24 protein-coding genes are annotated in these 23,646 nt (G+C 65.2%); 12 read left to right on the top strand and 12 right to left on the bottom strand.

The genetic code is table 11. From position 1 onward, the window contains the following. Positions 1-91: 91 nt before the first annotated feature. The 5 genes from N5J71_RS04630 to N5J71_RS04610 all read right to left on the bottom strand — a co-directional run bounded on the left by N5J71_RS04630 (position 92) and on the right by N5J71_RS04610 (position 4,119). Positions 92-1,435, bottom strand: coding sequence for a DUF1329 domain-containing protein (locus tag N5J71_RS04630; RefSeq protein ID WP_279916415.1), 1,344 nt, complete (start codon positions 1,433-1,435; stop codon positions 92-94). 412 nt (positions 1,436-1,847) lie between these two features. Beyond that, a complete protein-coding gene (gene trmB / locus N5J71_RS04625) occupies positions 1,848-2,564 on the bottom strand; it encodes a tRNA (guanosine(46)-N7)-methyltransferase TrmB (RefSeq protein WP_003463960.1) in 717 nt (238 codons plus the stop codon). A gap of 67 nt (positions 2,565-2,631) precedes the next feature. Then, positions 2,632-3,426, bottom strand: coding sequence for a thiazole synthase (locus tag N5J71_RS04620; protein ID WP_003463962.1), 795 nt, complete (start codon positions 3,424-3,426; stop codon positions 2,632-2,634). An 18-nt stretch (positions 3,427-3,444) separates the two neighbouring features. Then, positions 3,445-3,645: a sulfur carrier protein ThiS gene (gene thiS / locus N5J71_RS04615; RefSeq protein WP_045735689.1), complete on the bottom strand. Its 201-nt coding sequence runs from the start codon at positions 3,643-3,645 to the stop codon at positions 3,445-3,447. 102 nt (positions 3,646-3,747) lie between these two features. Next, a complete protein-coding gene (locus N5J71_RS04610; protein ID WP_003463966.1) occupies positions 3,748-4,119 on the bottom strand; it encodes a DUF423 domain-containing protein in 372 nt (123 codons plus the stop codon). Positions 4,120-4,279: 160 nt separating this feature from the next. On the opposite strand from N5J71_RS04610, the gene mtgA reads away from it, so the two are divergent. Next, positions 4,280-5,008: a monofunctional biosynthetic peptidoglycan transglycosylase gene (mtgA, locus tag N5J71_RS04605; protein WP_279916414.1), complete on the top strand. Its 729-nt coding sequence runs from the start codon at positions 4,280-4,282 to the stop codon at positions 5,006-5,008. A gap of 1 nt (position 5,009) precedes the next feature. Here mtgA and N5J71_RS04600 read toward each other — a convergent pair whose 3' ends face one another. The 5 genes from N5J71_RS04600 to ftsY all read right to left on the bottom strand — a co-directional run bounded on the left by N5J71_RS04600 (position 5,010) and on the right by ftsY (position 9,679). After that, entirely contained in the window at positions 5,010-5,621 is a 612-nt protein-coding gene (locus tag N5J71_RS04600) for a hypothetical protein (RefSeq protein WP_128578750.1), read from the bottom strand. 62 nt (positions 5,622-5,683) lie between these two features. Further along, on the bottom strand, positions 5,684-6,538 hold the full coding sequence (rpoH, locus tag N5J71_RS04595; RefSeq protein WP_279916413.1) for an RNA polymerase sigma factor RpoH: 855 nt from the start codon (positions 6,536-6,538) through the stop codon (positions 5,684-5,686). A 143-nt stretch (positions 6,539-6,681) separates the two neighbouring features. Next, positions 6,682-7,698 (bottom strand): permease-like cell division protein FtsX, encoded by a 1,017-nt coding sequence (ftsX, locus tag N5J71_RS04590; RefSeq protein WP_116620182.1) that lies wholly within the window; start codon positions 7,696-7,698, stop codon positions 6,682-6,684. Then, positions 7,698-8,366, bottom strand: coding sequence for a cell division ATP-binding protein FtsE (gene ftsE, locus N5J71_RS04585; protein WP_003463983.1), 669 nt, complete (start codon positions 8,364-8,366; stop codon positions 7,698-7,700). The genes ftsX and ftsE overlap by 1 nt, the downstream gene beginning before the upstream one ends. After that, on the bottom strand, positions 8,363-9,679 hold the full coding sequence (gene ftsY, locus N5J71_RS04580) for a signal recognition particle-docking protein FtsY (protein WP_279916412.1): 1,317 nt from the start codon (positions 9,677-9,679) through the stop codon (positions 8,363-8,365). The genes ftsE and ftsY overlap by 4 nt, the downstream gene beginning before the upstream one ends. Before the next feature lie 338 nt (positions 9,680-10,017). Between ftsY and N5J71_RS04575 the strand changes: the two genes are divergently transcribed. From N5J71_RS04575 to N5J71_RS04555, 5 genes are all read left to right on the top strand, one after another. Further along, positions 10,018-10,452, top strand: coding sequence for a BLUF domain-containing protein (locus tag N5J71_RS04575; RefSeq protein ID WP_104729841.1), 435 nt, complete (start codon positions 10,018-10,020; stop codon positions 10,450-10,452). Positions 10,453-10,593: 141 nt separating this feature from the next. Beyond that, positions 10,594-11,964, top strand: coding sequence for a M16 family metallopeptidase (locus N5J71_RS04570; protein ID WP_279916411.1), 1,371 nt, complete (start codon positions 10,594-10,596; stop codon positions 11,962-11,964). Further along, positions 11,961-13,421 (top strand): M16 family metallopeptidase, encoded by a 1,461-nt coding sequence (locus tag N5J71_RS04565; protein ID WP_279916410.1) that lies wholly within the window; start codon positions 11,961-11,963, stop codon positions 13,419-13,421. The genes N5J71_RS04570 and N5J71_RS04565 overlap by 4 nt, the downstream gene beginning before the upstream one ends. Next, positions 13,421-14,023, top strand: a complete 603-nt coding sequence (gene rsmD / locus N5J71_RS04560) for a 16S rRNA (guanine(966)-N(2))-methyltransferase RsmD (protein WP_279916409.1) — start codon at positions 13,421-13,423, stop codon at positions 14,021-14,023. Before N5J71_RS04565 ends, rsmD begins: the two co-directional genes overlap by 1 nt. 196 nt (positions 14,024-14,219) lie before the next feature. After that, positions 14,220-15,203, top strand: coding sequence for a hydrolase (locus N5J71_RS04555; protein WP_279916408.1), 984 nt, complete (start codon positions 14,220-14,222; stop codon positions 15,201-15,203). Position 15,204: 1 nt separating this feature from the next. Here the strand turns inward: N5J71_RS04555 and N5J71_RS04550 are convergent, their stop codons facing one another. Continuing rightward, a complete protein-coding gene (locus N5J71_RS04550) occupies positions 15,205-15,711 on the bottom strand; it encodes an SgcJ/EcaC family oxidoreductase (protein WP_279916407.1) in 507 nt (168 codons plus the stop codon). 163 nt (positions 15,712-15,874) lie between these two features. Here N5J71_RS04550 and N5J71_RS04545 point away from each other — a divergent pair, with 163 nt between their 5' ends. Genes N5J71_RS04545 through N5J71_RS04530 form a run of 4 tightly spaced genes read left to right on the top strand, consistent with a single transcriptional unit; the run spans position 15,875 to position 20,527 of the window. Continuing rightward, entirely contained in the window at positions 15,875-17,041 is a 1,167-nt protein-coding gene (locus N5J71_RS04545; protein ID WP_279916406.1) for a sensor histidine kinase, read from the top strand. Continuing rightward, positions 17,038-17,700, top strand: a complete 663-nt coding sequence (locus N5J71_RS04540; protein ID WP_279916405.1) for a response regulator — start codon at positions 17,038-17,040, stop codon at positions 17,698-17,700. The genes N5J71_RS04545 and N5J71_RS04540 overlap by 4 nt, the downstream gene beginning before the upstream one ends. Beyond that, entirely contained in the window at positions 17,697-20,048 is a 2,352-nt protein-coding gene (locus N5J71_RS04535) for an ATP-binding protein (RefSeq protein WP_279916404.1), read from the top strand. Before N5J71_RS04540 ends, N5J71_RS04535 begins: the two co-directional genes overlap by 4 nt. 2 nt (positions 20,049-20,050) lie before the next feature. After that, entirely contained in the window at positions 20,051-20,527 is a 477-nt protein-coding gene (locus tag N5J71_RS04530) for a response regulator (protein ID WP_279916403.1), read from the top strand. A gap of 233 nt (positions 20,528-20,760) precedes the next feature. Here N5J71_RS04530 and N5J71_RS04525 read toward each other — a convergent pair whose 3' ends face one another. Further along, the gene (locus tag N5J71_RS04525) at positions 20,761-21,417 is read right to left on the bottom strand and encodes a TetR/AcrR family transcriptional regulator (protein WP_279916402.1); all 657 of its coding nucleotides are present in this window, start codon (positions 21,415-21,417) and stop codon (positions 20,761-20,763) included. A 209-nt stretch (positions 21,418-21,626) separates the two neighbouring features. Between N5J71_RS04525 and N5J71_RS04520 the strand changes: the two genes are divergently transcribed. Further along, a complete protein-coding gene (locus N5J71_RS04520; RefSeq protein ID WP_279916401.1) occupies positions 21,627-23,057 on the top strand; it encodes a coniferyl aldehyde dehydrogenase in 1,431 nt (476 codons plus the stop codon). A gap of 42 nt (positions 23,058-23,099) precedes the next feature. After that, complete coding sequence (locus N5J71_RS04515) at positions 23,100-23,645, top strand: twin-arginine translocation pathway signal protein (protein WP_279916400.1); 546 nt, start codon at positions 23,100-23,102, stop codon at positions 23,643-23,645. Position 23,646: the final 1 nt, after the last annotated feature.

The following is a 23,646-nucleotide window of genomic DNA, read 5'->3' as shown; positions in this document are numbered from 1 at the left end:
ATATCTGACTCTAGCCCAACGGGCGGCGGCGGTATTGCCACGGATCAAACAGCGGAGCAGCACAGCACAGGCCGCCAGTGCAGCCCGTGGCTCAGTTGCCTTCGCGGCGCAGGGCCTGCGGGGTGAAGTCGCGCGGGCTCAGCCGGGCATTGAAGTCGTACATCTTCTCGTTGTTGTCCAGACCATCGGCGAAGTAGCGCCCGCCCTTGAAGTCATAGACGGTTTCAAGCGTGGAACCGAACATGGGCACGTCGTAATAGCTGATCGGATGCGCTTCCTGCAGGCCAATCAGATTGCCGCTGCGGTCGTACAGGTCGACGGCAAGAATCTGCCAGCTGTCTTCGTCCAGGTAAAAGCGGCGCTTGGCATATGGATGGCTGAAGCCCGTGCGCAGATCCGCCTCCACCACCCAAACGCGGTGCAATTCATAGCGCAGCAGCGCGGGGTTGATGTGCCGGGCCTGAAGAATATCGGCGTAGGGGATGCCCTGCTGGTGCACGGCATAACTGTTGTACGGCACCAGCATCTCGCGCTTGCCCAGCAGTTGCCATGCGTAGCGATCCGGTGCGCCGTTGTAGGCGTCCACCTGGTCGGCCGTGGCCATGCCGTTGGTATCGGGCTGCAGGGTGTCGTAGGCAAGCATCGGCAGACGGCGCACACGGCGCTCACCACGATTGAAGCGCCAGGCCTTGCGAATCGCCAGCACCTGGTCGAGGGTCTCCTGCACCACCAGCGCCGAACCGGCCAGCTTGGCCGGCGCCACCACCTTGTACTTGTAGTAGAACAGAGTGTTGTCCAGATCCTGCGGGGCCACACCTTCGCGACCGTAGAGGAAATAGATGTCGCGCTCGAGCTTGAGCAAGTTGTAGCCGCCGTTGGCGAGCACCGCTGCCTGGTTGGTGACCATGCTGATCTGGTCGCCACGGTAGCGCATGATGTGGTTCCAGATGGCCTCCTGGCCGGTCTGCGGCAGGGGGAACGGCACGCCGGCAGCTGCGCCCTGCACACCATTGCCACCGGAAATCAGCTCGGCATTCTGTGCATTGAAACGCGTGGCGTCATAGATACGCTGCGGCGCAGCAGCGCTGCGGCGGGTCGGGAATACCCGCAGGTAGAAGCTGGGGTTTTCCTGCAGCAGGGTCTTGAGGCCGATCGGCAACAGTTGTTCATACTGCGCCAGATTCTGGCTGTCGACCCGGTACAGCAGTTTGTCGTCAGCATAGGGATCAGGATGATGCATGCCCGGCTGGTAATTGGCCGGCGGCGTGGCCAGGCCGCCCGTCCAGGCAGGGATGGTGCCACTGGCATTACCGGCACGCTCGCCGCCAAGTGGCGTCAGTTCCTGACCCAGGCGCGCGGCCTGGCTGGCATCGACCTTGGCCTGGGCCTGAAACGCCAGGGCAGTCAGCAGAAGAAGGGAAACCGATCTCAACACAATGCTCTCCTCGCGGCGCCATGCAAGCGGTGCCGCTATTGTCCGCGCACCTTGTAGGTGCGCTTGTCTTTGTTGTGTTCTGAGAGCCTGCTCACGATCTCGCGAGCTAGAGCGATACAACACCGATGGCGGCCCCGCAAAAACAAGCGAGGAACGGTCGGAGTCGCGCTCGAGTTTACGAGTGGTAAATGAGCATGACTCGCTTCGCTCGCCCCTTCGGGACCGCACCAGAGGCGCGTTAGCCGCAAGCGGCTTTCCGAGCTTGTTTTTAACGCAGTAGCGCCGACGCGCAGCAGATCGTGAGCAGGTTCTGAGGTGAGGCGCCGTCCTGGCTGTCGGATTATCCCGATCTAATCGTGCATCCTGCCGGTTCTATATACGGGCGATCCCTACGGACAGGATCGCTCGGCAATCACTCCTGACGCTGAAACTTCAGATCCCACACGCCATGGCCGAGACGCTCGCCCCGACGTTCGAACTTGGTCACCGGACGCTCCTCGGGACGCGGCACGTAGGTGCCATCGGCCGCCAGGTTGCGATAGCCCGGCGCTGCATTCATCACTTCGAGCATGTGCTCGGCGTAGTTCTCCCAATCGGTAGCCATGTGCAGCACACCACCGATCTTCAACTTGCTGCGCACCAGCTCGGCAAAAGCCGGCTGGACGATGCGGCGCTTGTGGTGGCGCGACTTGTGCCAGGGGTCGGGGAAGAACAGCAGCACGCGATCGAGGCTGGCGTCGGCCACGCAGTCACGCAGCACCTCCAGCGCATCGCAGCTGTAGACCCGCAGGTTGCTGAGGCCCTGCGTCATCGCACCGTTGAGCAGCGCACCCACGCCAGGCTTGTGTACCTCGACACCGATGAAATCCTGTTCAGGCGCAGCAGCAGCCATCTCCAGGGTGGAGTGGCCCATACCGAAGCCGATCTCGAAGGTGCGCGGCGCACTGCGACCGAACACTTGGTCGAAGTCGCGTAGACCATCTTCCAGCTCCAGGCCGAACAACGGCCAGCCCTTGTCGATGCCGCGCTGCTGGCCCTCGGTCATGCGCCCGGCACGCATCACGAAGCTCTTGATGGTACGGCGCTGGCGACCGTCTTCGGTCAGTTCGGGCTGTTGGGTATCGGTCATGCTGGACTCTTGTAGATTGCGTTACGACTGGCGCGCCGGCGGACCGGCACGCAGCCAATCGTCATCCTTAGTTGATCAGGCCAGTCAGCGGCGACGACGCACTGGCATAGAGTTTCTTCGGCATGCGACCGGCCAGGTAGGCCAGGCGGCCAGCCTCGACGGCATACTGCATGGCGCGCGCCATCAGCACCGGATTCTGCGCTTCGGCGATGGCGCTGTTCATCAGCACCGCCTCGCAGCCCAGCTCCATGGCGATGGTGGCGTCGGAGGCAGTGCCCACGCCGGCATCGACCAGCACCGGCACCTTCGATTCCTCGAGGATGATGCGCAGGTTGTACGGGTTGCAGATCCCCAGGCCCGAGCCGATCAGGCCGGCCAGCGGCATCACCGCGATGCAGCCGATCTCGGCCAGCTGACGCGCGATGATCGGATCGTCGCTGGTGTAGACCATGACGTCGAAGCCATCCTTGACCAGCACTTCGGCGGCCTTGATGGTCTCGATGACGTTGGGGAACAGGGTTTTCTGGTCGGCCAGCACTTCCAGCTTGACCAGGTTGTGGCCATCGAGCAGCTCACGCGCCAGGCGGCAGGTGCGCACGGCCTCGACAGCGTCGTAGCAGCCGGCGGTATTGGGCAGGATGGTGTACTGGTCCGGGCTGATCACGTCGAGCAGGTTCGGCTCACCGGGGTTTTGGCCGATATTGGTGCGGCGCACCGCCACGGTGACGATCTCGGCGCCGGAGGCGGCGATGGCGTCACGGGTCTCGTCCATATCCTTGTACTTGCCGGTACCGACCAGTAGGCGCGACTGGAACGTACGACCGGCCAGGGTGAAGGGCTTGTCGCTGCGAACTTGGCTCATGGAATACTCCTCGTGAGGTCAACCGCCGCCGATGGCGTGCACCACTTCCACCTGATCGCCCTCGGCGAGCTGGGTGCTGTTGTGCTGGCTGCGTGGAACGATGTCCTGATTGAGTTCGACCGCCACACGGCGCCCGGTCAGGTCGAGGCGAACCAACAGGTCGGCGACGCTCTGGTTATCCGGCAGTTCGAAGGGTTCACCATTCAACTGGATACGCATGACGACTCGGTCACAACTGGAAAGAGGGCCGGCATTCTAGCCCGTTAACTGGCCACGACCAAGGCTAAAAGGCGCCATTCGTCCTCATTTCTGACGCCAGGGTCAGGTCAGCTTCCAGGCGCTCAGGCCCAGGCACAGCCAGCCAACGAGGAAGGCGACGCCACCGAAAGGCGTGATCATGCCGAGCTTGCCGACACCGCTGAGGGTCAGCAGATAGAGGCTGCCGGAAAACAGCAGGATACCCAGCGCGAAGGCGCCGCCAGCCAGATTCACCAGCCGTCCGGGTGCATGCATCGCCAGCAGGCCGACGCCGAACAGGGCCAGCGCGTGGATCAGCTGATAGTGTGTGCCAGTCTGGAACACCGCCAGGTATTCGGCGCTTAGCCTGTGCTTAAGGCCATGGGCCGCAAAGGCGCCCAGGGCCACCCCGGTAAAGCCGGCGAAAGCGGATAACAGCAGCCAGAAACGAGCCATGGAACCTCCAGGTGAGATCGACGTGCATGCAGTTTAACCATTGAGCCTGGGGTCGAAATGGTTGTTATTGTCACACCTGCGCGCAATCGTGCGGCCGCTCGGGAATTTCCCCAGCGATTTTTTGTTTTAATAGCGCCACATCCGATCAATGCGAGACCCCATGCTCCGAGCCCTGACCCGCCGCCTGCTGAAACTGCTGCTCTGGCTGATGTTGGCCAGTGCGCTGCTGGTGCTCGTACTGCGCTGGGTACCGCCGCCCGGCACGGCCTTGATGATCGAGCGCAAGATCGAATCCTGGGGCAGCGAACAGCCCATCGAGCTGAAGCGCCAGTGGCGCCCCTGGAAAGAACTCCCGGATCACCTGAAGATGGCGGTGATCGCCGCTGAAGACCAGAAATTCGCCGAACACTGGGGGTTCGATGTCGGCGCGATTCAGGCGGCGCTGGCGCATAACCAGAGCGGCGGCTCACTAAGAGGCGCCAGCACCCTCAGCCAGCAGGTGGCGAAGAACCTGTTTCTCTGGTCCGGACGCAGTTGGCTGCGCAAAGGGCTGGAAGCCTGGTTCACCGCACTGATCGAACTGTTCTGGTCGAAAGAACGCATCCTTGAGGTGTACCTCAATAGCGTCGAGTGGGGCGATGGCATCTTTGGCGCCGAAGCCGCGGCACAACACCATTTCGGTGTCGGCGCGCCTTATCTCAATCGCCAGCAGGCCAGCCAGCTGGCAGCGGTGCTACCTAACCCGCTGCGTTGGAGCGCAGGCCGACCGGACGCCTACGTCAATCGCCGCGCAGCCTGGATTCGCCAGCAAATGAATCAGTTGGGGGGCAGCCACTACCTCAATCAACTCAAGCCGCAGCGCCCCGATTGGTGGCCGCGCTGGCTGTAAGCTAGCGGGTAGCGCGAAAAGCCTTGCGCGGGACGGCGTGCAACAGCTCGACCTCGTCGCCCTGCAGATGCACGGTCAGCCCCCATTGTGGATAGACCCAGGCCTGGCCTTCGGCCAGCTCCAACGTCAAGCGTGGCTGCGCGAGACTGGCAGCCAGGCGGTCGCTGGCCAGCGCTTGCGGGGCACTCAGATTGAGGCTGGCGATGGAAAAACCAGCCATCTGATCGACCAGTGATTGACCAAGGGCCTGCTCGCTATCACCGGCCTTGAGGCCTTGCGCCGTCATCAGACTGTCGCGCTGCTCCGCGCTCAACTTCAGCTCGGCTTCGAGCGACCACTCACCCTCCTCCCCTTCGAGTGGCGCACGATAGACAAGCCGTGCGCCGTCGAGGCGCGGCTCCAGCCACAGCTCGCCTGGCGCCACCGCCTGCACCTCACGCAGCATCAACTCATCTTCGGCCAGCGGCTGCAACAGCACATCACGCCACTGCTGCAGATTGGCCACCGGCTCAACCTCGGTACTGCGCATCAGCCAGGCACCCCAGGCGAAGAACAGCGCGGCGACGAGCGCGAATATCAGCCAGTGCTGTACTTTCAGTGGGGCTTTGTTCAAGGCAATTGCTCCAGACAGAAAAAAGCCGCACCAGGGTGCGGCTTTTCGGGGTAACGGCAGACTCAGGCGGCGATATAGCCTTTGAGCTTGTTCATCGCGTTCTTTTCAAGCTGACGAATACGCTCGGCCGACACATTGTACTTGGCGGCTAGGTCGTGCAGCGTCGCCTTCTCCTCGGCCAGCCAGCGCTGGTAGAGGATGTCGCGGCTGCGCTCGTCCAGGCTTTCCAGCGCTTCGTGCAGGTTGCTGCTGGAACTGTCGCTCCAATCGGCATCCTCGAGCTGACGAGCCGGGTCGTAACGATGGTCTTCCAGATAATGCGCGGGTGACTGGAAGGCGCTGTCATCGTCGGCATCGGCAGCCGGGTCGAAGGCCATGTCCTGGCCGGTCAGGCGACTTTCCATCTCGCGCACTTCGTGCGGCTCGACGCCCAGGCTTGCGGCCACGGCGGTCACTTCATCGTTGTTCAGCCAGGCCAGACGCTTCTTCTGGCTGCGCAGGTTGAAGAACAGTTTGCGCTGGGCCTTGGTGGTGGCCACTTTGACGATGCGCCAGTTCTTCAGGATGAACTCGTGGATCTCGGCACGGATCCAGTGCACGGCGAAGGACACCAGACGCACGCCCATTTCCGGATTGAAGCGCTTGACCGCCTTCATCAGGCCGACATTGCCTTCCTGGATCAGGTCGGCCTGGGCCAGACCATAGCCGGAGTAGCTGCGCGCGATATGCACCACGAAACGCAGGTGGGCCAACACCATCTGGCGGGCGGCATCGAGATCCTGCTGGTAAAAGAGATTTTCGGCCAGTTCACGCTCCTGCTCAGGCGTCAGCAGCGGAATGCTGTTGACCGCATGCACGTACGCTTCCAGGTTGGCGCCTGGAACCAGAGCATGGACAGATTGCAAGGAAGTGGACATTCGAATCCTCCGATTCACGAAACTCGTGCAGTGTAGCACTGAGCCATCTGATGCAAAACCTGTGGATAAGTTCCCTGAGAGATAGTCAATATCAACCAAAACAATGACTTGTCAGCCTGCGCTCAGCCTTACCGAACAACGCCCTAACGGGGTGCAAGTTCGTTCAGATGACGCGCCACCGCCAGCCAGGCGCCAATATAGCCCAACAGCACGGCGCCAAACAGCAGCGAAAAACCATCAGAAGAAGGTACGCCACCCAGCGCGAAATCGCTACCGTAAAGACCGGCCAAACGTACTACAGCATCGTTCAGCCAATCCAGCCCGAAGGCCAGCAGCAACCAGGCGAAGATGCCTGCGCCAAAACCGTACAACGCGCCCATATAAAGGAAGGGACGGCGTACATAGCCATCGGTGCCGCCCACCAGCTTGATCACTTCGATCTCGGCACGGCGGTTTTCGATATGCAGGCGGATGGTGTTACCGATCACCAGCAGCAGCGCCAGGATCAGCAGCAGGCTGAGGCCGAAGACGAAACGATCACCCAGTTTGAGGATGGCAGTCAGGCGCTCGACCCAGACCAGATCGAGCTGCGCCTGCTCTACCTTGGGCAGCTCCGCCAGGCGCTGGCGCAGGGCCTCAAGCTTGGCCTTGTCGACTTCCTTGGGCGTTACCAGCACCACGCCGGGCAGCGGATTATCCGGCAACTCCTTGAGCGCCTGACCCAGACCGGACAGCTGCTGGAACTCTTCCAGTGCCTGTTCGCGGCTGATCCATTCGGCCTCGGCAACGTCATCCATCGCCGCGATCTGCCCGCGCAGTGCCTGACCATCGCGCTCGCCGGCCGACATGTCGAGGAACAGGGAAATCTGCGCCGCACGCTGCCAGGAGCCGCCGAGCTTCTCGACGTTGTCCAACAGCAGCGACAGACCCATGGGCAGGCTCAACGCCACGGCCATCACCAGGCAGGTGAAGAAACTGCCGATGGGCTGACGCGCCAGGCGGCGCAGGCTGTCGATCAGGCTGGCGCGGTGGCTTTCCAGCCAGGCATGGAACAGCGTGCGAAAATCCGGCTCGTCCGCCGGGCCGTCGACCACCTTGTTGCGCGGCGCCGCGCCGACACGTTCGGCCGGTTGCGGCGTGGGCATTTTCGATGCGCTCATCAGGCAGCCTCCCCGTCACCGATCAGGCGACCGCGTTGCAGGGTGAGCATGCGCTGGCGCATGCGTGCGATCAGCGCCAGGTCGTGACTGGCGATCAACACGGTGGTGCCCAACTGGTTGATGTCTTCGAACACGCCCATGATCTCGGCAGCCAGACGCGGATCGAGGTTACCGGTGGGCTCGTCTGCCAGCAGCAGGGCCGGACGGTGGACGATGGCGCGGGCGATGCCGACACGCTGCTGCTGACCGGTGGACAGATCGCCAGGCGATTGCGCCGCCTTGTCACTGAGGCTGACGCGCTCCAGCGCCGCGCCGACGCGCTTGGCGATCTCCGGCTTGGACAGGCCGAGAATCTGCAGCGGCAGCGCGACGTTGTCGTACACAGTGCGGTCGAACAGCAACTGGTGGTTCTGGAACACCACGCCGATCTGTCGGCGCAGGAAGGGAATCTGCGCATTGGTGATGGTCGACAGGTCCTGCCCGGCCAGCAGCAACTTGCCGCTGGTGGGCCGTTCCATCGCCAGCAGCAAACGCAGCAGCGTGCTCTTGCCGGCGCCGGAGTGACCGGTGACGAAGAGAAATTCGCCCGGGCGAACGCGGAAAGTCAGCTCGTGCAGCCCGACATGGCCATTGGGGTAACGCTTGGCGACCTGCTCGAATCGGATCATCCGCGCTCACGCTCCTCGAAGAGTGCCTGGACGAAAGCCTGCGCCTGGAACGGACGCAGGTCATCGATGCCTTCACCCACGCCGATATAGCGAATCGGCAGACCGAACTGCTTGGCCAGGGCGAAGATAACGCCGCCCTTGGCGGTGCCATCGAGTTTGGTCAGTGCCAGACCGGTGAGGTTCACGGTCTGGTTGAACTGCTTGGCCTGGTTGATGGCGTTCTGCCCGGTGCCGGCATCGAGTACCAGCAGCACCTCATGCGGCGCGGTGTCGTCCAGCTTGCCGATCACCCGACGGACCTTCTTCAACTCTTCCATCAGGTTGTCTTTGGTGTGCAGGCGCCCGGCGGTGTCGGCGATAAGCACGTCGATGCCACGCGACTTGGCGGCCTGCACCGCATCGAAGATCACCGAGGCCGAGTCGGCACCGGTGTGCTGGGCGATGACCGCGATGTTGTTGCGCTCACCCCAGACCTGCAGTTGCTCCACCGCCGCGGCGCGGAAGGTATCGCCGGCAGCGAGCATGACCTTCTTGCCTTCGAGCTGGAGTTTCTTGGCCAGCTTGCCGATGGTGGTGGTCTTGCCCACGCCGTTCACGCCCACCACGAGAATCACATAGGGCTGTTTGCCGCTGTCGATGACCAGCGGCTGCTCGACCGGCTTGAGCAGGGTCACCAGCTCCTCCTGCAGCGCCTTGTACAGGGCGCCGCTGTCGGCCAGTTCCTTGCGCGCCACGCGCTTGGTCAGGTTGCCGATGATCGCGGTGGTCGCCTCGACGCCAACGTCGGCGGTGAGCAGGCGGGTTTCCAGATCGTCGAGCAGGTCATCGTCGATGGCCTTCTTGCCGAGGAACAGGCTGGCCATGCCTTCACCGAGGCTGGCGCTGGTTTTGGACAGGCCTTGCTTGAGGCGGGCGAAGAAGCTTGGCTTTTCCTGCGTGGCCGCTGCAGCGACGGGAGCCGGTACTGCCGCCACGGGTGCTGCCTCGACGACAGGTTCGGGCACGACCGGCTGCGGCTGCACAGCAGCTGCAACAACCGGCGGTGCAACGACGTGCGGCTCAGGCGACGCTGACGGAGCGGGCGCGACTTCAGCCACTTCCACCGCGACCGTTGCTACGGCTTCGGGCACGGGCGGCTCGACAGGCGCCTGAGCAGCAGGTTGCTCAACGGGCGCAGGCTGAGCAGGCTCGGCAGTCGTCTCTGCCGGTTTCTTGCGCCACCAGCTGAACAGGGATTTCTTTTCTTCGCTCACGGGCTGGGCTTGGGGGTCGGTCACGGCCGGTGAGTTCTTGTCGTCTTTGGAACCAAACATGGGTCTTCTCAAAGGGGCGAGCAGCCATTGCAGGCAGTGGGTGCCGCAGGCGCATCCGGAAAAATTCGCTTGCCAGGCACGGCCCGGAGCAACCGCCCGCACGGGCACTGCAAAGGGCTTGCGCTGTACGAAACAGCCCGAGACTTTACCACTTTAGAGCGCTACCGCGCAGCGTTGCAGCCTGCCAGTTTCCTGCCGCTGATCAGGCGCCTGCGGTAATCACCATCGCCAGCGCGAGACCCGACAGTAGCGCGCCCAAAAACCTATGCAAAAGCTGTACAGTCTGATACGCCATTGTCGAACATCTTCCTCAGCTCATCCTTTGCGGGGTCGCCAGCATGCTTGTCCGCCTTACCTATGCCAGCCGCGCCAGCCATGGCATGTCTTCACAACTGATCCGCGATATTCTCGAAAGCTCGCAACGCAACAACCCGATACGCGGCCTCACTGGCATCCTGTGCTGTAACGCCGACACCTTTGTTCAAGCACTGGAAGGACCACGAACGGCCATCAACGTGTTGTACAACCGTTTGGCAGAGGATAACCGCCACAAGGACCTGACGATTCTCGACTACGAAGAGATCCACGTTCGCCGCTACGCCAGCTGGAGCATGGGCTGGGCCGGCGCCAAGCAGGTCAACCGAGAACTTTTTCTGAAATACTCCTGCAGCGACCGCCTGGACCCTTTCGGCATGAGCGCCGAACAGGTCAATGGCTTGCTACTGGAACTGTCGGCAAGCGTGAGCACCATCAGCGCGCCGATTATCGACTGAATCCAATTCGCTGCGACGCAGAACCTAATCGCTTGTTCCGATATCCCAAGGGCGGTGCTTCGTAGTATGGATGGAGTATCCTGACACCCTCTTGTCAACGGCGGTTAGACCGCCTCGGCCATCCAAACAGGACGACACCCGATGATTGTCACTGCACGCCGCACCCTCGGCCTGATTCTGGGAGTGTTTTGTTGCCTGCCGCTGGCAGCGTTCGCTGCTGCGCCGCAGCCCACCCACGAATTCACACTGGACAACGGCCTCAAGGTCATCGTTCGCGAGGATCACCGCGCCCCCGTGGTGGTCAGCCAGCTTTGGTACAAGGTCGGCTCCAGCTACGAGACGCCCGGTTCCACCGGCCTCTCTCACGCACTGGAACACATGATGTTCAAGGGCAGCGGCAAGCTCGGCCCCGGCGAAGCCTCGCGCATCCTGCGGGAGCTGGGCGCCGAGGAAAACGCCTTTACCAGCGACGACTACACCGCCTATTACCAGGTGCTGGCCAGCGACCGTCTGGGCGTGGCGCTGGAGCTGGAAGCCGACCGCCTGGCCAGCCTGAAGCTGCCAGCCGACGAGTTCGCCAAGGAAATCGAAGTCATCAAGGAAGAACGCCGCCTGCGCACCGACGACCGCCCGTCTTCGCTGGCCTACGAGCGCTTCAAGGCCATGGCTTACCCGGCCAGCGGTTACAGCATCCCCACCATCGGCTGGATGGCCGACCTCGAGCGCATGCATATCGATGACCTGCGTGCCTGGCACCAGAAGTGGTACGCACCGAACAACGCCACCCTGGTGGTGGTCGGTGACGTCAGCGTGGATGAGGTCAAGACCCAGGTGCAGCGCTACTTCGGCGACATTCCGCGCGGTGACGTGCCGACCGCCAAACTGCCGCTGGAGCTGGCCGCGCCGGGCGAACGCCGCACCACGCTGTACCTCAAGACGCAGTTGCCGAGCCTGCTCATGGGCTTCAACGTACCGGGTCTGGCCACCGCCGAAACGCCGCGCCAGGCCTATGCCCTGCGCCTGGCCGCCGCCCTGCTCGACGGCGGCTACAGCGCACGCCTGTCCACCCGCCTGGAACGCGGCGAAGAACTCGTTTCCGGCGCCAGCGCCTGGTACAACGCCTTCACCCGTGGCGACAGCCTGTTCATCGTCTCGGCCACGCCCAACGTACAGAAGGGCAAGACCCTGGAGCAGGCCGAGGCCGGCCTGTGGCGCGAACTGGAAGAACTGAAGAAAGCCCCGCCGTCCGCCGCCGAACTGGCCCGCGTACGCGCCCAGGTGATCGCCGGCCTGGTGTTCGAGCGCGATTCGATCACCAGCCAGGCCACCAGCATCGGCCAACTGGAAACCGTCGGCCTGTCCTGGCAACTGATCGACCAGGAGCTGGCCGAGCTGGAGGCCGTCACCCCGGCCGACATCCAGCAGGCCGCACGCACCTTCTTCGTCCGCGAGCGCCTGAGCGTCGCCAACGTACTGCCCGAAGAGTCCCGCAATAAGGAGTCCCGCCCATGAAGACTGAGCACCGCCGCCTGGGCCTGCTCGGCCTGATCCTGTCCAGCGCCCTGGCACTGGGCGCCTGCGCCAACCTGTCCGACAGCACCGTGACTGGCGATGCCGCCAAGCTGCAGTCGCTGGCCGCACTCGACGGCAAGGCGCCAACCCGCCGCACCCTGGATATCCAGACCTGGCAGACCGCGCAAGGCGCCAAGGTGCTGTTCGTCGAAGCACATGAGCTACCGATGTTCGACCTGCGCCTGACCTTCGCCGCCGGCAGCAGTCAGGACGGCGGCGTGCCAGGCCTGGCCACCCTGACCAACGCCATGCTCAACGAAGGCGTACCGGGCAAGGACGTCGGCGCCATCGCCGCCGGCTTCGAGGGGCTCGGTGCCGAGTTCGGCAACGGCGCCTACCGCGACATGGCGGTGGCCAGCCTGCGCAGCCTGAGCGCGCAGGAGCAGCGCGAACCGGCACTAGCCCTGTTCGCTGAGGTGCTGGGCAAGCCCACCTTCCCCGCCGACTCGCTGGCACGGATCAAGAACCAGTTGCTGGCCGGCTTCGAGCTCCAGAAGCAGAACCCGGGCAAACTGGCCAGCCTCGAATTGTTCGAGCGCCTGTACGGTCAGCACCCCTACGCTCACCCGAGCGAAGGCACGGCACAGTCGATCCCGGCCATCACCCGCCAGCAGCTGCAGGCTTTCCATGCCCGTGCCTATGCCGCCGGCAATGCGGTGATCGCGCTGGTTGGCGATCTGTCGCGCGCCGAGGCCGAGGCCATCGCCGACCAGGTATCCGCCGCCCTGCCGCCAGGCCCGGCGCTGGCCAAGATCGCCCAGCCGCAGACGCCCAAGCCGGGCGCCAGCCATATCGAGTACCCGTCCAACCAGACCCACCTGATGATCGCCCAGCTCGGCATTGATCGTCGCGACCCGGACTATGCCGCGCTGTACCTGGGCAACCAGATCTTCGGCGGCGGCGGTTTCGGCACTCGCCTGATGAGCGAAGTGCGCGAGAAGCGTGGCCTGACCTACGGCGTCTACTCCGGATTCAGCGCCATGCAGGCGCGTGGCCCGTTCATGATCAACCTGCAGACCCGAGCGGACTTGAGCGAAGGCACCCTGGCGCTGGTCAAGCAACTGCTCGCCGACTACCTGCGTGACGGCCCTACCCAGCAGGAACTGGACAACGCCAAGCGTGAGCTGGCCGGCAGCTTCCCGCTGTCCACCGCGAGCAACGCTGCCATCGTCGGCCAACTGGCCTCGATGGGTTTCTACGACCTGCCACTGAGCTATCTGGACGACTTCATGCGTGACGTGCAGAACCTCACGACCGATCAAGTGAAAGCGGCAATGGCCAAACACCTCGACCCCGAGGCGCTGGTGGTGGTCACCGCCGGCCCGACGGTGCCGCAAAAAGAGCTGCCGCCGCCCACCGAGCGCCCGGCCGAACTGCCCAGCGCGGTGCCACACTGATGCGTGGTCGCACACAGCCAAAACCGGCCGCCAAGGCTCACGGCGGCCAGGGTCAGTTGCGCATCATCGGCGGGCAGTGGCGTTCGCGGCGCTTTGCTTTCCCCGACGGGCCAGGCCTGCGCCCGACCCCGGACCGGGTGCGTGAGACGCTGTTCAACTGGCTGGCGCCCTATGTCGAGGGCGCTTATGTGCTCGACCCCTTCGCCGGTAGCGGCGCGCTGCTGCTCGAAGCGCTGTCACGCGGCGCCGCCAGCGGCCTGGCCTGCGACCTCAACCCGGCCTCGGTGAGCGCCTTGCGCGGCCACCTGGCAACGCTGCAGTGCAGCGCCGGCGAGATTCAACTGGGCGACGCCCTGCAACTGCTGGCGCGCCCGGCGCCGCGTCGCTTCGATATCGCCCTGCTCGACCCGCCATTCCACAAGAGCCTGCTGCAGGACGCCTGCACACTGCTGGAGACGCAGGGTTGGCTGGCCGATGACGCCTGGATCTACACCGAAAGCGAAACCGCGCCTTCGAGCCTGGGTCTGCCCGGCAACTGGCGTCTGCACCGCGAAAAACACACCGGCCAGGTGCATTATGCGCTTTGGCAGAGGAGTGCGTAGGGCGGACTCAGGAGCGCCAGCGAACAGTCCGCCTGGATCATGCCAGAGCTTGCCACCTCCCTGCCCTGGCACCGGCGTCACGATAGATTCCGCGACGGCGTACTGTTTCGCGACGACTGCATGGATGCAGGAGGTAAAACGACGCAGGAAGCCAAAGCCGAGTACGCCCTACACCAAAATAACGACCGGCCACCCGATGAACACTGACTTTCGCCCCGCCTGGTGGCTCCCCGGCCCGCATCTGCAGACGCTGTGGAACCCCTTCTGTCGTAAGCCGCCGCAACTGGAACGGCAGCGCGAGCGGCTGTGGCTGGACGATGGCGATTTTCTCGACCTCGACTGGTACGGCCCGCATGACACCCATGCGCCGCTGGTGCTGGTGCTGCACGGCCTGACCGGCAGTTCCAACTCGCTCTACGTGCTGGGGCTGCAACAGGCGCTGGCCGCGCGCGGCTGGGCCAGCGTGGCGCTGAACTGGCGCGGCTGCTCCGGCGAGCCCAACCTGTTGCCGCGTGGCTATCACTCCGGCGCCAGCGAGGATCTGGCATCGGCCGTGGCCCACCTGCGCGCGCAACGGCCGATGGCGCCGCTGTACGCGGTGGGCTACTCGCTGGGCGGCAACGTGCTGCTCAAGTACCTGGGCGAGTCGGGCGAGGCCTCGGGCTTGCAGGCTGCGGTGGCGGTATCGGTGCCGTTTCGCCTGGACCACTGCGCCGAGCGCATCGACCGCGGTTTCTCCAAGGTCTACCAGGCGCATTTCATGCGCGCGCTGGTCGCCTATGTGCGCGACAAGCAGCAGCGCTTCACTGACGAAGGCCATCATGAGCGCCTGGCAGCGCTGCAGCAGCTGGGTCCGCTGGAGGGCATGCGCACCTTCTGGGATTTCGATGCACGCTTCACCGCGCCGCTGCACGGCTATGCCGACGCCGAGGACTACTACCGGCGCGCCTCCAGCCGTTACTACCTGGGTGAAATCCGCACACGTACGCTGATCATCCAGGCCGAGGACGACCCCTTCATCTTCCGCCACAGCCTGCCGGAGGCCGGCGAACTGGCGCCCGGCACCGAGTTCGAGCTGCATGCCCAGGGCGGGCATGTCGGCTTCGTCGAAGGTAGCCCGCGCCGCCCCAGTTACTACCTGGAGCGGCGCATTCCTCACTGGCTGGACACACTCACCTGAATCAACTGGCGGCAGGCTGCTCCGGCATCGCCGAGGAGTGGTGCTTGAGGATTTTCCACTCGCCATCGACCTTCTGGTAAACGAAGGTGTAGCGCGCCTGCACCTGGCGCACCGCATCACCCTGGGTCAGGGCGAAGGTGTAAACCCCCGAATCCACCGCTGCATCCGGGCCGATCTGGCGAATTTCACGCATGTTGATCGTGCCCACCGGCTTGGCCTGTAAGAAATGGTCGAAATAGTCTTTGATTGCCTCATGGCCTACGCGCACTCGATTCGATACCGTGGGCTGCAGCACGCCGTTGTCGGCGTACAAGGCAGCGACCTTGGCCGAGTCGCCAGTCTGCAAGGCGGCGTTCCAGCGCTCGAACAGGCCGGCGATCTGCTGCTCCTGCGCATTGCTCGGGGCGGTTGCCGTTTCCGTGTAGACATAAGGCGCATCGGCCGCCTGAGCCAGTGGCACGGACAGGGCGAACACCAGGGCACAGCCGCTGAACAAGGGTTTCAACATGGTCGAATCTCCGGCTATTGAATGACGCCGTCAGCATGCAACCGGCCCGGCGCCTGCACATCGGCCGGATGGAGCCGGCGGCCTATGCCAGGTGGCAGATGCCAGACGCGCTTGGAGCCATTAGCCTGCGCCGTCCGATGACGCGCACTTCGTGGAGGCGTAGATGCAGCACACCCCACCCGACAGCGTGCTGGCCCTGCGCGCCGATTACCGCCAGGCGGAAAGCCGCGCCGCGCGCCTGCGCCTGCTGGTGGAGAGCGGCCGCGCCCTCAGCGCCTTGCCGGCCACCGAAAGCGGCGCACTGGCCCTGCAACGAGCCTGCAGCTTCTGCGCCATGGATGGCGGCGTGCTGCTGCTCAGGCAAGCCGATGGCAGCCCGAGCCTGAGCGCCGGCTTCGGCCCGGCTGCCCTGCAACAGCAGCTCGCCACGCTGCCCTGGCCGGGCGCCGCCCAGGTGCTGGAAGCGCCGCTGGCGCAGGTTGCCCTGGCGCTTCATCTGCCATTGCATGCGGCCTCGGGTGAAGTATTCGGCGCCCTGCTGCTGGGCAACGCCAGCGCCATGCGCCGCCCGGACGCGGAAGACCTCGAAGCCCTGCAGTTGCTCGCCACCCTGCTCGCCGCCCACCTGCACAATAGTCAGTTGCTGGTGGCGCTCAGCCTGCGCGAGCGGACCATGTCGGAACTGGTACATCGGCAGATGAGCGCCCAGGAGGACGAGCGCGCCCGCGTGGCCTATGACCTGCACGACGGCCTGGCGCAGACCCTGGCCGGCCTGCATCAGCACCTGCAGGGGTTCGCTCAGCATCGCCAACTGAATGACGACTTGCGTGCCGCCCTGGCGCCCATCCTGCAACTGGCGCAGCGCAGCATGGGCGAGACGCGCCAGGCCATCAGCGGCCTGCGCCCGACCCTGCTGGATGACTTCGGTCTGGCGCCAGCACTGGACCGCGAACTCGACCGCCTGCGCAGCATGGGCCGCCAGGTGCAGTGGCTACGCCGCGATCCCCGGCGCCTGCGCCCGGCGGTGGAGATCGCCCTGTTTCGCATCGGCCAGGAGGCCATCAACAACATCTGCAAGCACACCGCCGAGGGCGCGGTCAGCCTGGAGCTGCACCTCGATGGCGAGACCGCCCACCTGCAGATAGAGGATCGCGGCCCCGGCTTCGCCGCCACGCAGAAACCGCCAGCCGCACACGGCATGGGCCTGGTGGCCATGCGCGAACGCTGCCGGCTGCTCGGCGGTCAGTTCGCCTGTCACAGCCAACCCGGCCACGGCACCCGCGTGCTGGCCAGTATTCCACGCGTCCTGCCGGATGAGGAAAACGCATGAACGAACCCATTCGCCTGCTGCTGGCCGATGACCACGAGGTGACCCGCGCCGGTTTCGCCGCGATGCTCGCCGACTGCCCGGAATTCAGCATCGTCGGCCAGGCGGTGGACGGCCGCCAGGCGCTGGAGCTCTGCCAGCGCCTGAATCCGGACATCGCCATCCTCGATATCCGAATGCCGCAGCTGAACGGCCTGGCTACCGCGCGCCTGCTGCGCGAACAGCAGCCGTCGATCAAGGTGCTGCTGTTCACCATGTACGACAGCCCCGACCACCTGGAAGCGGCGGTCAACGCCGGCGCCGTCGGCTATCTGCTCAAGGACGCCAGTCGCCAGGAAGTCATCGATGGCCTGCGCCAGGTGGCGGCCGGCCAGTGTGCGCTCAACGCCATGGTCAGCGCGCAATTGCTGCGCCGCGTGGTCGAACGCAACCAGAGCGGCGCGGCCAACAGCGCGCTGACGCCGCGCGAGCGCCAGGTGCTCGGGCTGATTGCTGGCGGTTTCACCAATCGCGAGATCGGCGAAGAGCTGGGCATCGCCACCGGCACGGCCAAGGCGCACGTCGAACGGGTGATCGGCAAGCTGGGGGTCGCCGACCGCACCCAGGCCGCCGTGCAGGGCATCGCCCTGGGCCTGGTGGCGCCGACGGAGCACAGGGCATGAAGGGCCTGGTCACGCGCTGGACCGACCGCCCGCTGCGCAGCAAGAGCCTGGTGATCATCGCCCTGCCGCTGTCGGTGCTGCTGATCTCCCTGGTGCTGGTGTACATCACCGAACGCCAGACCTCGCGGGTCGAAGACGATGTGCGCCGGGCACTGCGCGTGCAGGGCGACGTGCAGGCGGTACACAGCCTGCTGGCCGAGGCGGCGGCCAGCGTGCGCGGTTACCTGCTGGTCCAGCGCAGCGACTTCCTGCCCTCCTACCGCAGTGCCCTGGAGCGCATCGACAGTACGCTGCGGCGCCTGGACAACGACATTCGCGACCCGCAGATGCGCGGCAGCCTGGAACGCCTGCGCCCGCTGATCGTGATCAAGCTGGAAGGCCTGGAGCAGCTCAAGGCGCTGGCCAGCAGCGACGACCGCGCGGCGATGACGCGCATCCTGGTGGACAACAAGCACGTGCTCGATGCGCTGCGCCAGGAGATCCAGCAGATGCTCGAGCGCGAGCAGACCCTGCTCGACGAGCGCAACGCCGAAGCCAGTGCCGTGCGCTCGCGCATGCTCCTGGCCACCGGTCTGGCCGCCATGTTCGGCGTGCTCGGTGCGCTGTTCGCCGTGGTGCTGCTGTCCACCGGCATCGTCCATCGGGTGCAGCAGGTCGAGCGCAACGCGCGGCGCCTGGCTCTGGGTCAACCGCTGATACCCCAAGGCCCGGCGGCCGACGAGATCGGCCAGCTCGCCGCCAGCCTGGAAGAGGCCGGGCAGCTGCTGGCCGAACGCGAGCGCGCCCTGCGCGACAACGAGGAGCGCCTGCGCCTGATCATCGACGGGGTCAAGGAATACGGCATCTTCGGCCTCGACCCCAGCGGCCACGTCACCTCCTGGAACACCGGCGCCGAGCGCATCAAGGGCTACAGCGAGGCGGACATCCTCGGCCGCCACTTCTCCCTGTTCTACCCGCCGCAGGCCCGCGACACCGCCCCCTACCTGGCACTGCAGGCGGCCACCCGCGAAGGGCGCTACGAGGAAGAAGCCTGGCGCCAGCGCCGCGATGGCTCGCTGTTCTGGGCCAACGTGGTGATCACCGCGCAGCGTGACGCCAGCGGCACCTTGCGCGGCTTCTCCAAGATCACCCGCGACATCACCGACCGGCGCAATGCCGAGGCCGCCCTGCGCACGGCGCGCGAAGAGGCGGAGAACGCCAGCCGGGCGAAAAGCGAGTTTCTCTCGCGCATGAGCCACGAGCTGCGCACGCCGCTCAATTCCATCCTCGGCTTCGCCCAGCTGCTGGAAATGGACCGCGGCACACCGGCGCAGCAGGCCCAGGTGCGTCATATCCTGCGCGCCGGGCGGCACCTGCTGGGGCTGATCAACGAGGTGCTGGACATTGCCCGCATCGAATCCGGGCGGCTGGCGCTGAGCCCCGAGCCGTTGGCGCTGCGCCCGCTGCTGCAGGAGGTCAGCCTGCTGCTGTCGCCCCAGGCCGACAGCGCCGATATCCGCCTGCGCCTGCCGGAGGAGCTGCCCGCCGAGCTCTGCGTGCAGGCCGACCGCCAGCGCCTGGTGCAGGTGCTGCTCAATCTGCTGTCCAACGCGATCAAGTACAACCACCCTGGCGGCCATGTCGAAGTGCGGGTGCAGGCCGACAGCGACACCGTCACGCTGGGCGTGATCGACAACGGCCCGGGCATCGCCGCCGAGGACCTGGAGCGCCTGTTCATTCCCTTCGAGCGCCTCGGCGCCGCGGCCAGCGAGGTGGAGGGCACCGGCCTGGGCCTGGCTCTGAGCAAGAGCCTGCTGGAGCAGATGGATGGCAGCCTCGGCGTGCACAGCACGCCCGGCGAGGGCAGCACCTTCAACCTGACGCTGCCACGGGCGCAGGTGCATGACGGCCTGCTGCCGGCGCCGGCCGCGGCACCACCACCCGCGGCCAGCGACATCGCCCCGCCGGAGCGGCCGCTGCGCGTGCTGTGCATCGAAGACAACCTGTCCAGCCTGGCGCTGATCGAGACCCTGCTGTCGCGCTGGCCCCAGGTGCAGGTGATCTCGGCCATGCAGGGGCAGCTCGGTCTCGACCTGGCCTGGCAGCACCGCCCCGAGGTGATCCTGCTGGATCTCGACCTGCCCGACCTCTCGGGCCAGGAAGTACTCAAGCGCCTGCGTCTGAACCCCAGCAGCAGCGATACACCCGTGCTGCTGATCACCGCCGACGTCAGCGCCGGCACCCGGCGCGACCTGCAGCAGGCCGGCGCCACCGCGGTGCTGAGCAAACCCCTGCACGTGCCGACCTTTCTCGCTGCCCTGCGCCAGCATCTGGATGCCGCCATGCCCACCCCGCCTCTCGGAGCCTGACCATGAACCACCCAGCGCCCGCCGACGATTTTCGTATCCTGGTGATCGACGATCAGCCCGCCAACCTCGAACTGGTGGAACAGCTGCTGGCCCGCGAGGGCCTGCACAACGTGCTCAGCTGCACCGACCCGGCCCAGGCGCTGGCCCTGTTCAGCAGCTTCGAGCCGGACCTGCTGATTCTCGATCTGCACATGCCCGGCCTGGACGGCTTCGCCGTGCTCGAACAGCTGCAGCGGCGCATTCCCGCCGATGATTACCTGCCGATTCTGGTGCTGACCGCCGATGCCACGCGCGAGGCCCGGCTGCGCGCGCTGGCGCTGGGCGCGCGCGACTTCATCAGCAAGCCGCTGGATGCCATCGAGACCCTGCTGCGGGTGTGGAACCTGCTGGAAATCCGCGCGCTATATCGCCAGTTACGGCGCCTGCAACCCGATCAGCAGCCTTTACGGGCCAGACCCATGGCGCTGGGCAACAGTTAAAAACTACCTGCGTTGCCATTACTGCGTTAAAAACAGGCTCGTGCGCGAGTCCGATCAAAATGCTCATTTACAGCACGTAAAGTCGAGCGCGACTCCGACCGCTTTTCGCCTGTTTTTGCGGGGCCGCCATCGGTATTGCACTGGCTGCCTCGGCTCGGGCCTCCTGCTTCGCTCTACCTCCTGCATCCATGCAGTCGTCGCCTACGTTTTTAAACAGCCTGTAAAAGCGCGCCTCAGAGCACCTGCTCCAACGGCACGTGCAGGCGATCATACAGCGCCTCGACCGCCGCGCGCGCCGAAGGCGCGATATAGCCGCCCTCCAGCGCCAGCACCTGATAGATGCCGCGGCGCAGCATGTCCTGGCTGAGGTTGTCCGGACTGGCGCCCGCCGTGCAGAGAAAGCGCACCCAGGAGGTCATGATGATCCAGGCGTTGAGCGTCAGCGCCTCGATCTGCGCCGGCGTCATCAACAGAATGCCGGCCTCGACGAAGCCCTGGTAGATCGACTGTGCGCCTACCAGGCAGCGCTGGGCGAAAGCGCGGTAACGCGCGGCCAGCTCGGCGCCGGACTCCAGCAGGTGCTCCAGGTCGCGGTGCAGGAAGCGGTAATGCCACATCGCCGCCAGCAGCGCCTCCAGATAGAAGGTCTTGTCCTCCACCGTCAGCGCGCGGCCTTCGGGCAGGCGCAGAAAGCTGTCGACCTGCGCTTCATACTGGGCGAACAGCTCGGCGATGATCATCTGCTTGTTGCGAAAGTGGTAGTACAGGTTGCCCGGCGAAATGCCCAGGTGCGCGGCGATGTGGTTGGTGGTGACGTTGCGCTCGCCCTGGCCGTTGAACAGGGCCAGGCTCTCGGCAACGATGCGGTCGCGGGTCTTGGGTAGCGCCATGACGCAGCTCGATCTCGACTTCAAAAGAGGCAAAGGTACAGGCGAAACAGCCGAAGTGTTACCCCCCGATGCATGCCCCAGGCCCTGGCAGGCCTTTGGTTAGGGTGCGCCGGGGGCGGCGTCGCGGCATCCTATTTGACACATTAGAGTAATTGCTCTAAAAATCCAGCTCAGCCCATGCAGCCCGCTGGAACGTCGAGGAGAAACCCATGGCCGCCGACATCGCATACCTGCAGCAGAACCAACAGCAGATCAACCAGCTGGACGCCACCTTCGCCCTGCAGCGCGCGGCCTTTGCCGCCAATCCGATGCCGTCGGCCGAGCAGCGCATCCAGTGGCTGAAATCCCTCAGCGAGCTGCTGACCCAGCAGCAGGACGCGCTGGTAGCGGCGATCTCCGAGGACTTCAGCAACCGCTCGGCCGACGAGACCCTGCTCGCCGAGCTGATGCCCAGCCTGCACGGCATCCACTACGCGAGCAAACGCATCAGGAAGTGGATGAAGCCCTCGCGACGCAGCGTCGGCCTGCAGTTCATGCCCGCCGCGGCCAAGGTCATCTACCAGCCGCTGGGCGTGGTCGGCGTCATCGTGCCGTGGAACTACCCGCTGTTTCTCGCCATCGGCCCGCTGACCGGCGCGCTGGCGGCCGGCAACCGGGTGATGATCAAGATGAGCGAATCCACCCCGGCCACCTCGCAGCTGATCAAGGATCTGCTGGCGCGCGTCTTCCCCGAGGACCTGGTCAGCGTCGCCTTGGGCGAGGCAGAAGTCGGCATGGCCTTCTCCAAGCTGCCGTTCGACCACCTGCTGTTCACCGGCGCCACCAGCATCGGTAAGCACGTGATGCGCGCCGCCGCCGAGAACCTGACCCCGGTGACTCTGGAGCTGGGCGGCAAGTCGCCGGCCATCGTTTCCGCCGACGTGCCGCTGGAGCACGCCGCAGAGCGCATCGCCTTCGGTAAGACCCTCAACGCCGGGCAGACCTGCGTGGCGCCGGACTATGTGCTGGTGCCGAGGGATCGGGTGGAGGGCTTCGTCGCCGCCTACCGCGACGTCGTGCAGCGCTTCTACCCGCAGCTCAAGGACAACCCCGACTACACCGCGATCATCAACGAGCGCCAGTTGGCGCGCCTCAACGGCTATCTGCAGGACGCCCAGGCCAAGGGCGCGCGTATCGTCCCTATCTACCCCGAGACCCAGGGCCGGCGCCTGCCGCAGAGCCTGGTGCTGGACGTCAGCGACGAGATGAAGCTGATGCAGGACGAGATCTTCGGTCCGCTGCTGCCCGTGGTGCCCTACGACCGTATCGAAGACGCCTTCGCCTACGTCAACGCGCGGCCACGGCCGCTGGCGCTGTACTACTTCGGCTACGACAGGCGCGAGCAGCAGCGCGTGCTGCACGAGACCCACTCCGGCGGCGTGTGCCTGAACGACACCCTGCTGCACGTGGCCCAGGACGATATGCCGTTCGGCGGCATCGGCCCGTCCGGCATGGGCCATTACCACGGCCATGAAGGCTTCCTGACCTTCAGCAAGGCCAAGGGCGTGTTTATCAAGCAGCGCTTCAACGCCGCGCGGCTGATCTACCCGCCCTATGGCAAGGCGATCCAGAAGCTGGTCTACAAGCTGTTCGTACGCTGAACAACGCGGGCAGCGCCCGTTTTACGCCTGGTGATAACAACAATGAACGACACCACCCTGAACACGCCGCAGCTGTCGCGGCGCAACCTGCTCAAGGTCGGTCTGCTGGGCACCGCGCTGCTCGGCACCGCCGGGCTGACCGCCACCCTCAGCGGCTGCTCGGCCAGTACGCCGGCCAGCGGCTACCTGATCCTGCGCAGCAGCGATATGCCCTTTCTGCGCGCACTGATCCCGGTAATGCTCGATGGCGCCGTCAGCGCCGAACAGATGCCGCAGGCCATCGACGGCACGCTGAAGAGCCTCGACACCAGCCTGGCGCACCTGTCGCCGGAGATGCTGAAACTCACCGTGCAGCTGTTCGACGTGCTGGCCCTGCCCATCACCCGCGGCCCGCTGACCGGGGTGTGGGGCAGCTGGGACAAGGCCAGTGGCGACGACGTGCGGCAGTTCCTCTCCCGCTGGCAGAACAGCAGCCTGAGCCTGCTACGCATGGGCCACGCCTCGCTGCTGCAACTGGTGATGATGGCCTGGTACAGCCGCCAGGAGGCCTGGGCGCATTGCGGCTATCCGGGGCCACCTACGGTCTAGT

The organism is Ectopseudomonas oleovorans, assembly GCF_029845265.1.
Taxonomy (GTDB): domain Bacteria; phylum Pseudomonadota; class Gammaproteobacteria; order Pseudomonadales; family Pseudomonadaceae; genus Aquipseudomonas; species Aquipseudomonas oleovorans.
This window is presented reverse-complemented; position numbering and strand designations above follow the sequence as displayed.

What these genes read in the sequence shown, in the direction of transcription:
- trmB (WP_003463960.1), bottom strand. Translation starts at nt 2,564, where the DNA reads ATGACCGATACCCAACAGCCCGAACTGACCGAAGACGGTCGCCAGCGC.
- N5J71_RS04620 (WP_003463962.1), bottom strand. Translation starts at nt 3,426, where the DNA reads ATGAGCCAAGTTCGCAGCGACAAGCCCTTCACCCTGGCCGGTCGTACG.
- thiS (WP_045735689.1), bottom strand. Translation starts at nt 3,645, where the DNA reads ATGCGTATCCAGTTGAATGGTGAACCCTTCGAACTGCCGGATAACCAG.
- N5J71_RS04610 (WP_003463966.1), bottom strand. Translation starts at nt 4,119, where the DNA reads ATGGCTCGTTTCTGGCTGCTGTTATCCGCTTTCGCCGGCTTTACCGGG.
- mtgA (WP_279916414.1), top strand. Translation starts at nt 4,280, where the DNA reads ATGCTCCGAGCCCTGACCCGCCGCCTGCTGAAACTGCTGCTCTGGCTG.
- rpoH (WP_279916413.1), bottom strand. Translation starts at nt 6,538, where the DNA reads ATGTCCACTTCCTTGCAATCTGTCCATGCTCTGGTTCCAGGCGCCAAC.
- ftsX (WP_116620182.1), bottom strand. Translation starts at nt 7,698, where the DNA reads ATGAGCGCATCGAAAATGCCCACGCCGCAACCGGCCGAACGTGTCGGC.
- ftsE (WP_003463983.1), bottom strand. Translation starts at nt 8,366, where the DNA reads ATGATCCGATTCGAGCAGGTCGCCAAGCGTTACCCCAATGGCCATGTC.
- ftsY (WP_279916412.1), bottom strand. Translation starts at nt 9,679, where the DNA reads ATGTTTGGTTCCAAAGACGACAAGAACTCACCGGCCGTGACCGACCCC.
- N5J71_RS04575 (WP_104729841.1), top strand. Translation starts at nt 10,018, where the DNA reads ATGCTTGTCCGCCTTACCTATGCCAGCCGCGCCAGCCATGGCATGTCT.
- N5J71_RS04570 (WP_279916411.1), top strand. Translation starts at nt 10,594, where the DNA reads ATGATTGTCACTGCACGCCGCACCCTCGGCCTGATTCTGGGAGTGTTT.
- N5J71_RS04565 (WP_279916410.1), top strand. Translation starts at nt 11,961, where the DNA reads ATGAAGACTGAGCACCGCCGCCTGGGCCTGCTCGGCCTGATCCTGTCC.
- rsmD (WP_279916409.1), top strand. Translation starts at nt 13,421, where the DNA reads ATGCGTGGTCGCACACAGCCAAAACCGGCCGCCAAGGCTCACGGCGGC.
- N5J71_RS04555 (WP_279916408.1), top strand. Translation starts at nt 14,220, where the DNA reads ATGAACACTGACTTTCGCCCCGCCTGGTGGCTCCCCGGCCCGCATCTG.
- N5J71_RS04550 (WP_279916407.1), bottom strand. Translation starts at nt 15,711, where the DNA reads ATGTTGAAACCCTTGTTCAGCGGCTGTGCCCTGGTGTTCGCCCTGTCC.
- N5J71_RS04545 (WP_279916406.1), top strand. Translation starts at nt 15,875, where the DNA reads ATGCAGCACACCCCACCCGACAGCGTGCTGGCCCTGCGCGCCGATTAC.
- N5J71_RS04540 (WP_279916405.1), top strand. Translation starts at nt 17,038, where the DNA reads ATGAACGAACCCATTCGCCTGCTGCTGGCCGATGACCACGAGGTGACC.
- N5J71_RS04535 (WP_279916404.1), top strand. Translation starts at nt 17,697, where the DNA reads ATGAAGGGCCTGGTCACGCGCTGGACCGACCGCCCGCTGCGCAGCAAG.
- N5J71_RS04530 (WP_279916403.1), top strand. Translation starts at nt 20,051, where the DNA reads ATGAACCACCCAGCGCCCGCCGACGATTTTCGTATCCTGGTGATCGAC.
- N5J71_RS04525 (WP_279916402.1), bottom strand. Translation starts at nt 21,417, where the DNA reads ATGGCGCTACCCAAGACCCGCGACCGCATCGTTGCCGAGAGCCTGGCC.
- N5J71_RS04520 (WP_279916401.1), top strand. Translation starts at nt 21,627, where the DNA reads ATGGCCGCCGACATCGCATACCTGCAGCAGAACCAACAGCAGATCAAC.
- N5J71_RS04515 (WP_279916400.1), top strand. Translation starts at nt 23,100, where the DNA reads ATGAACGACACCACCCTGAACACGCCGCAGCTGTCGCGGCGCAACCTG.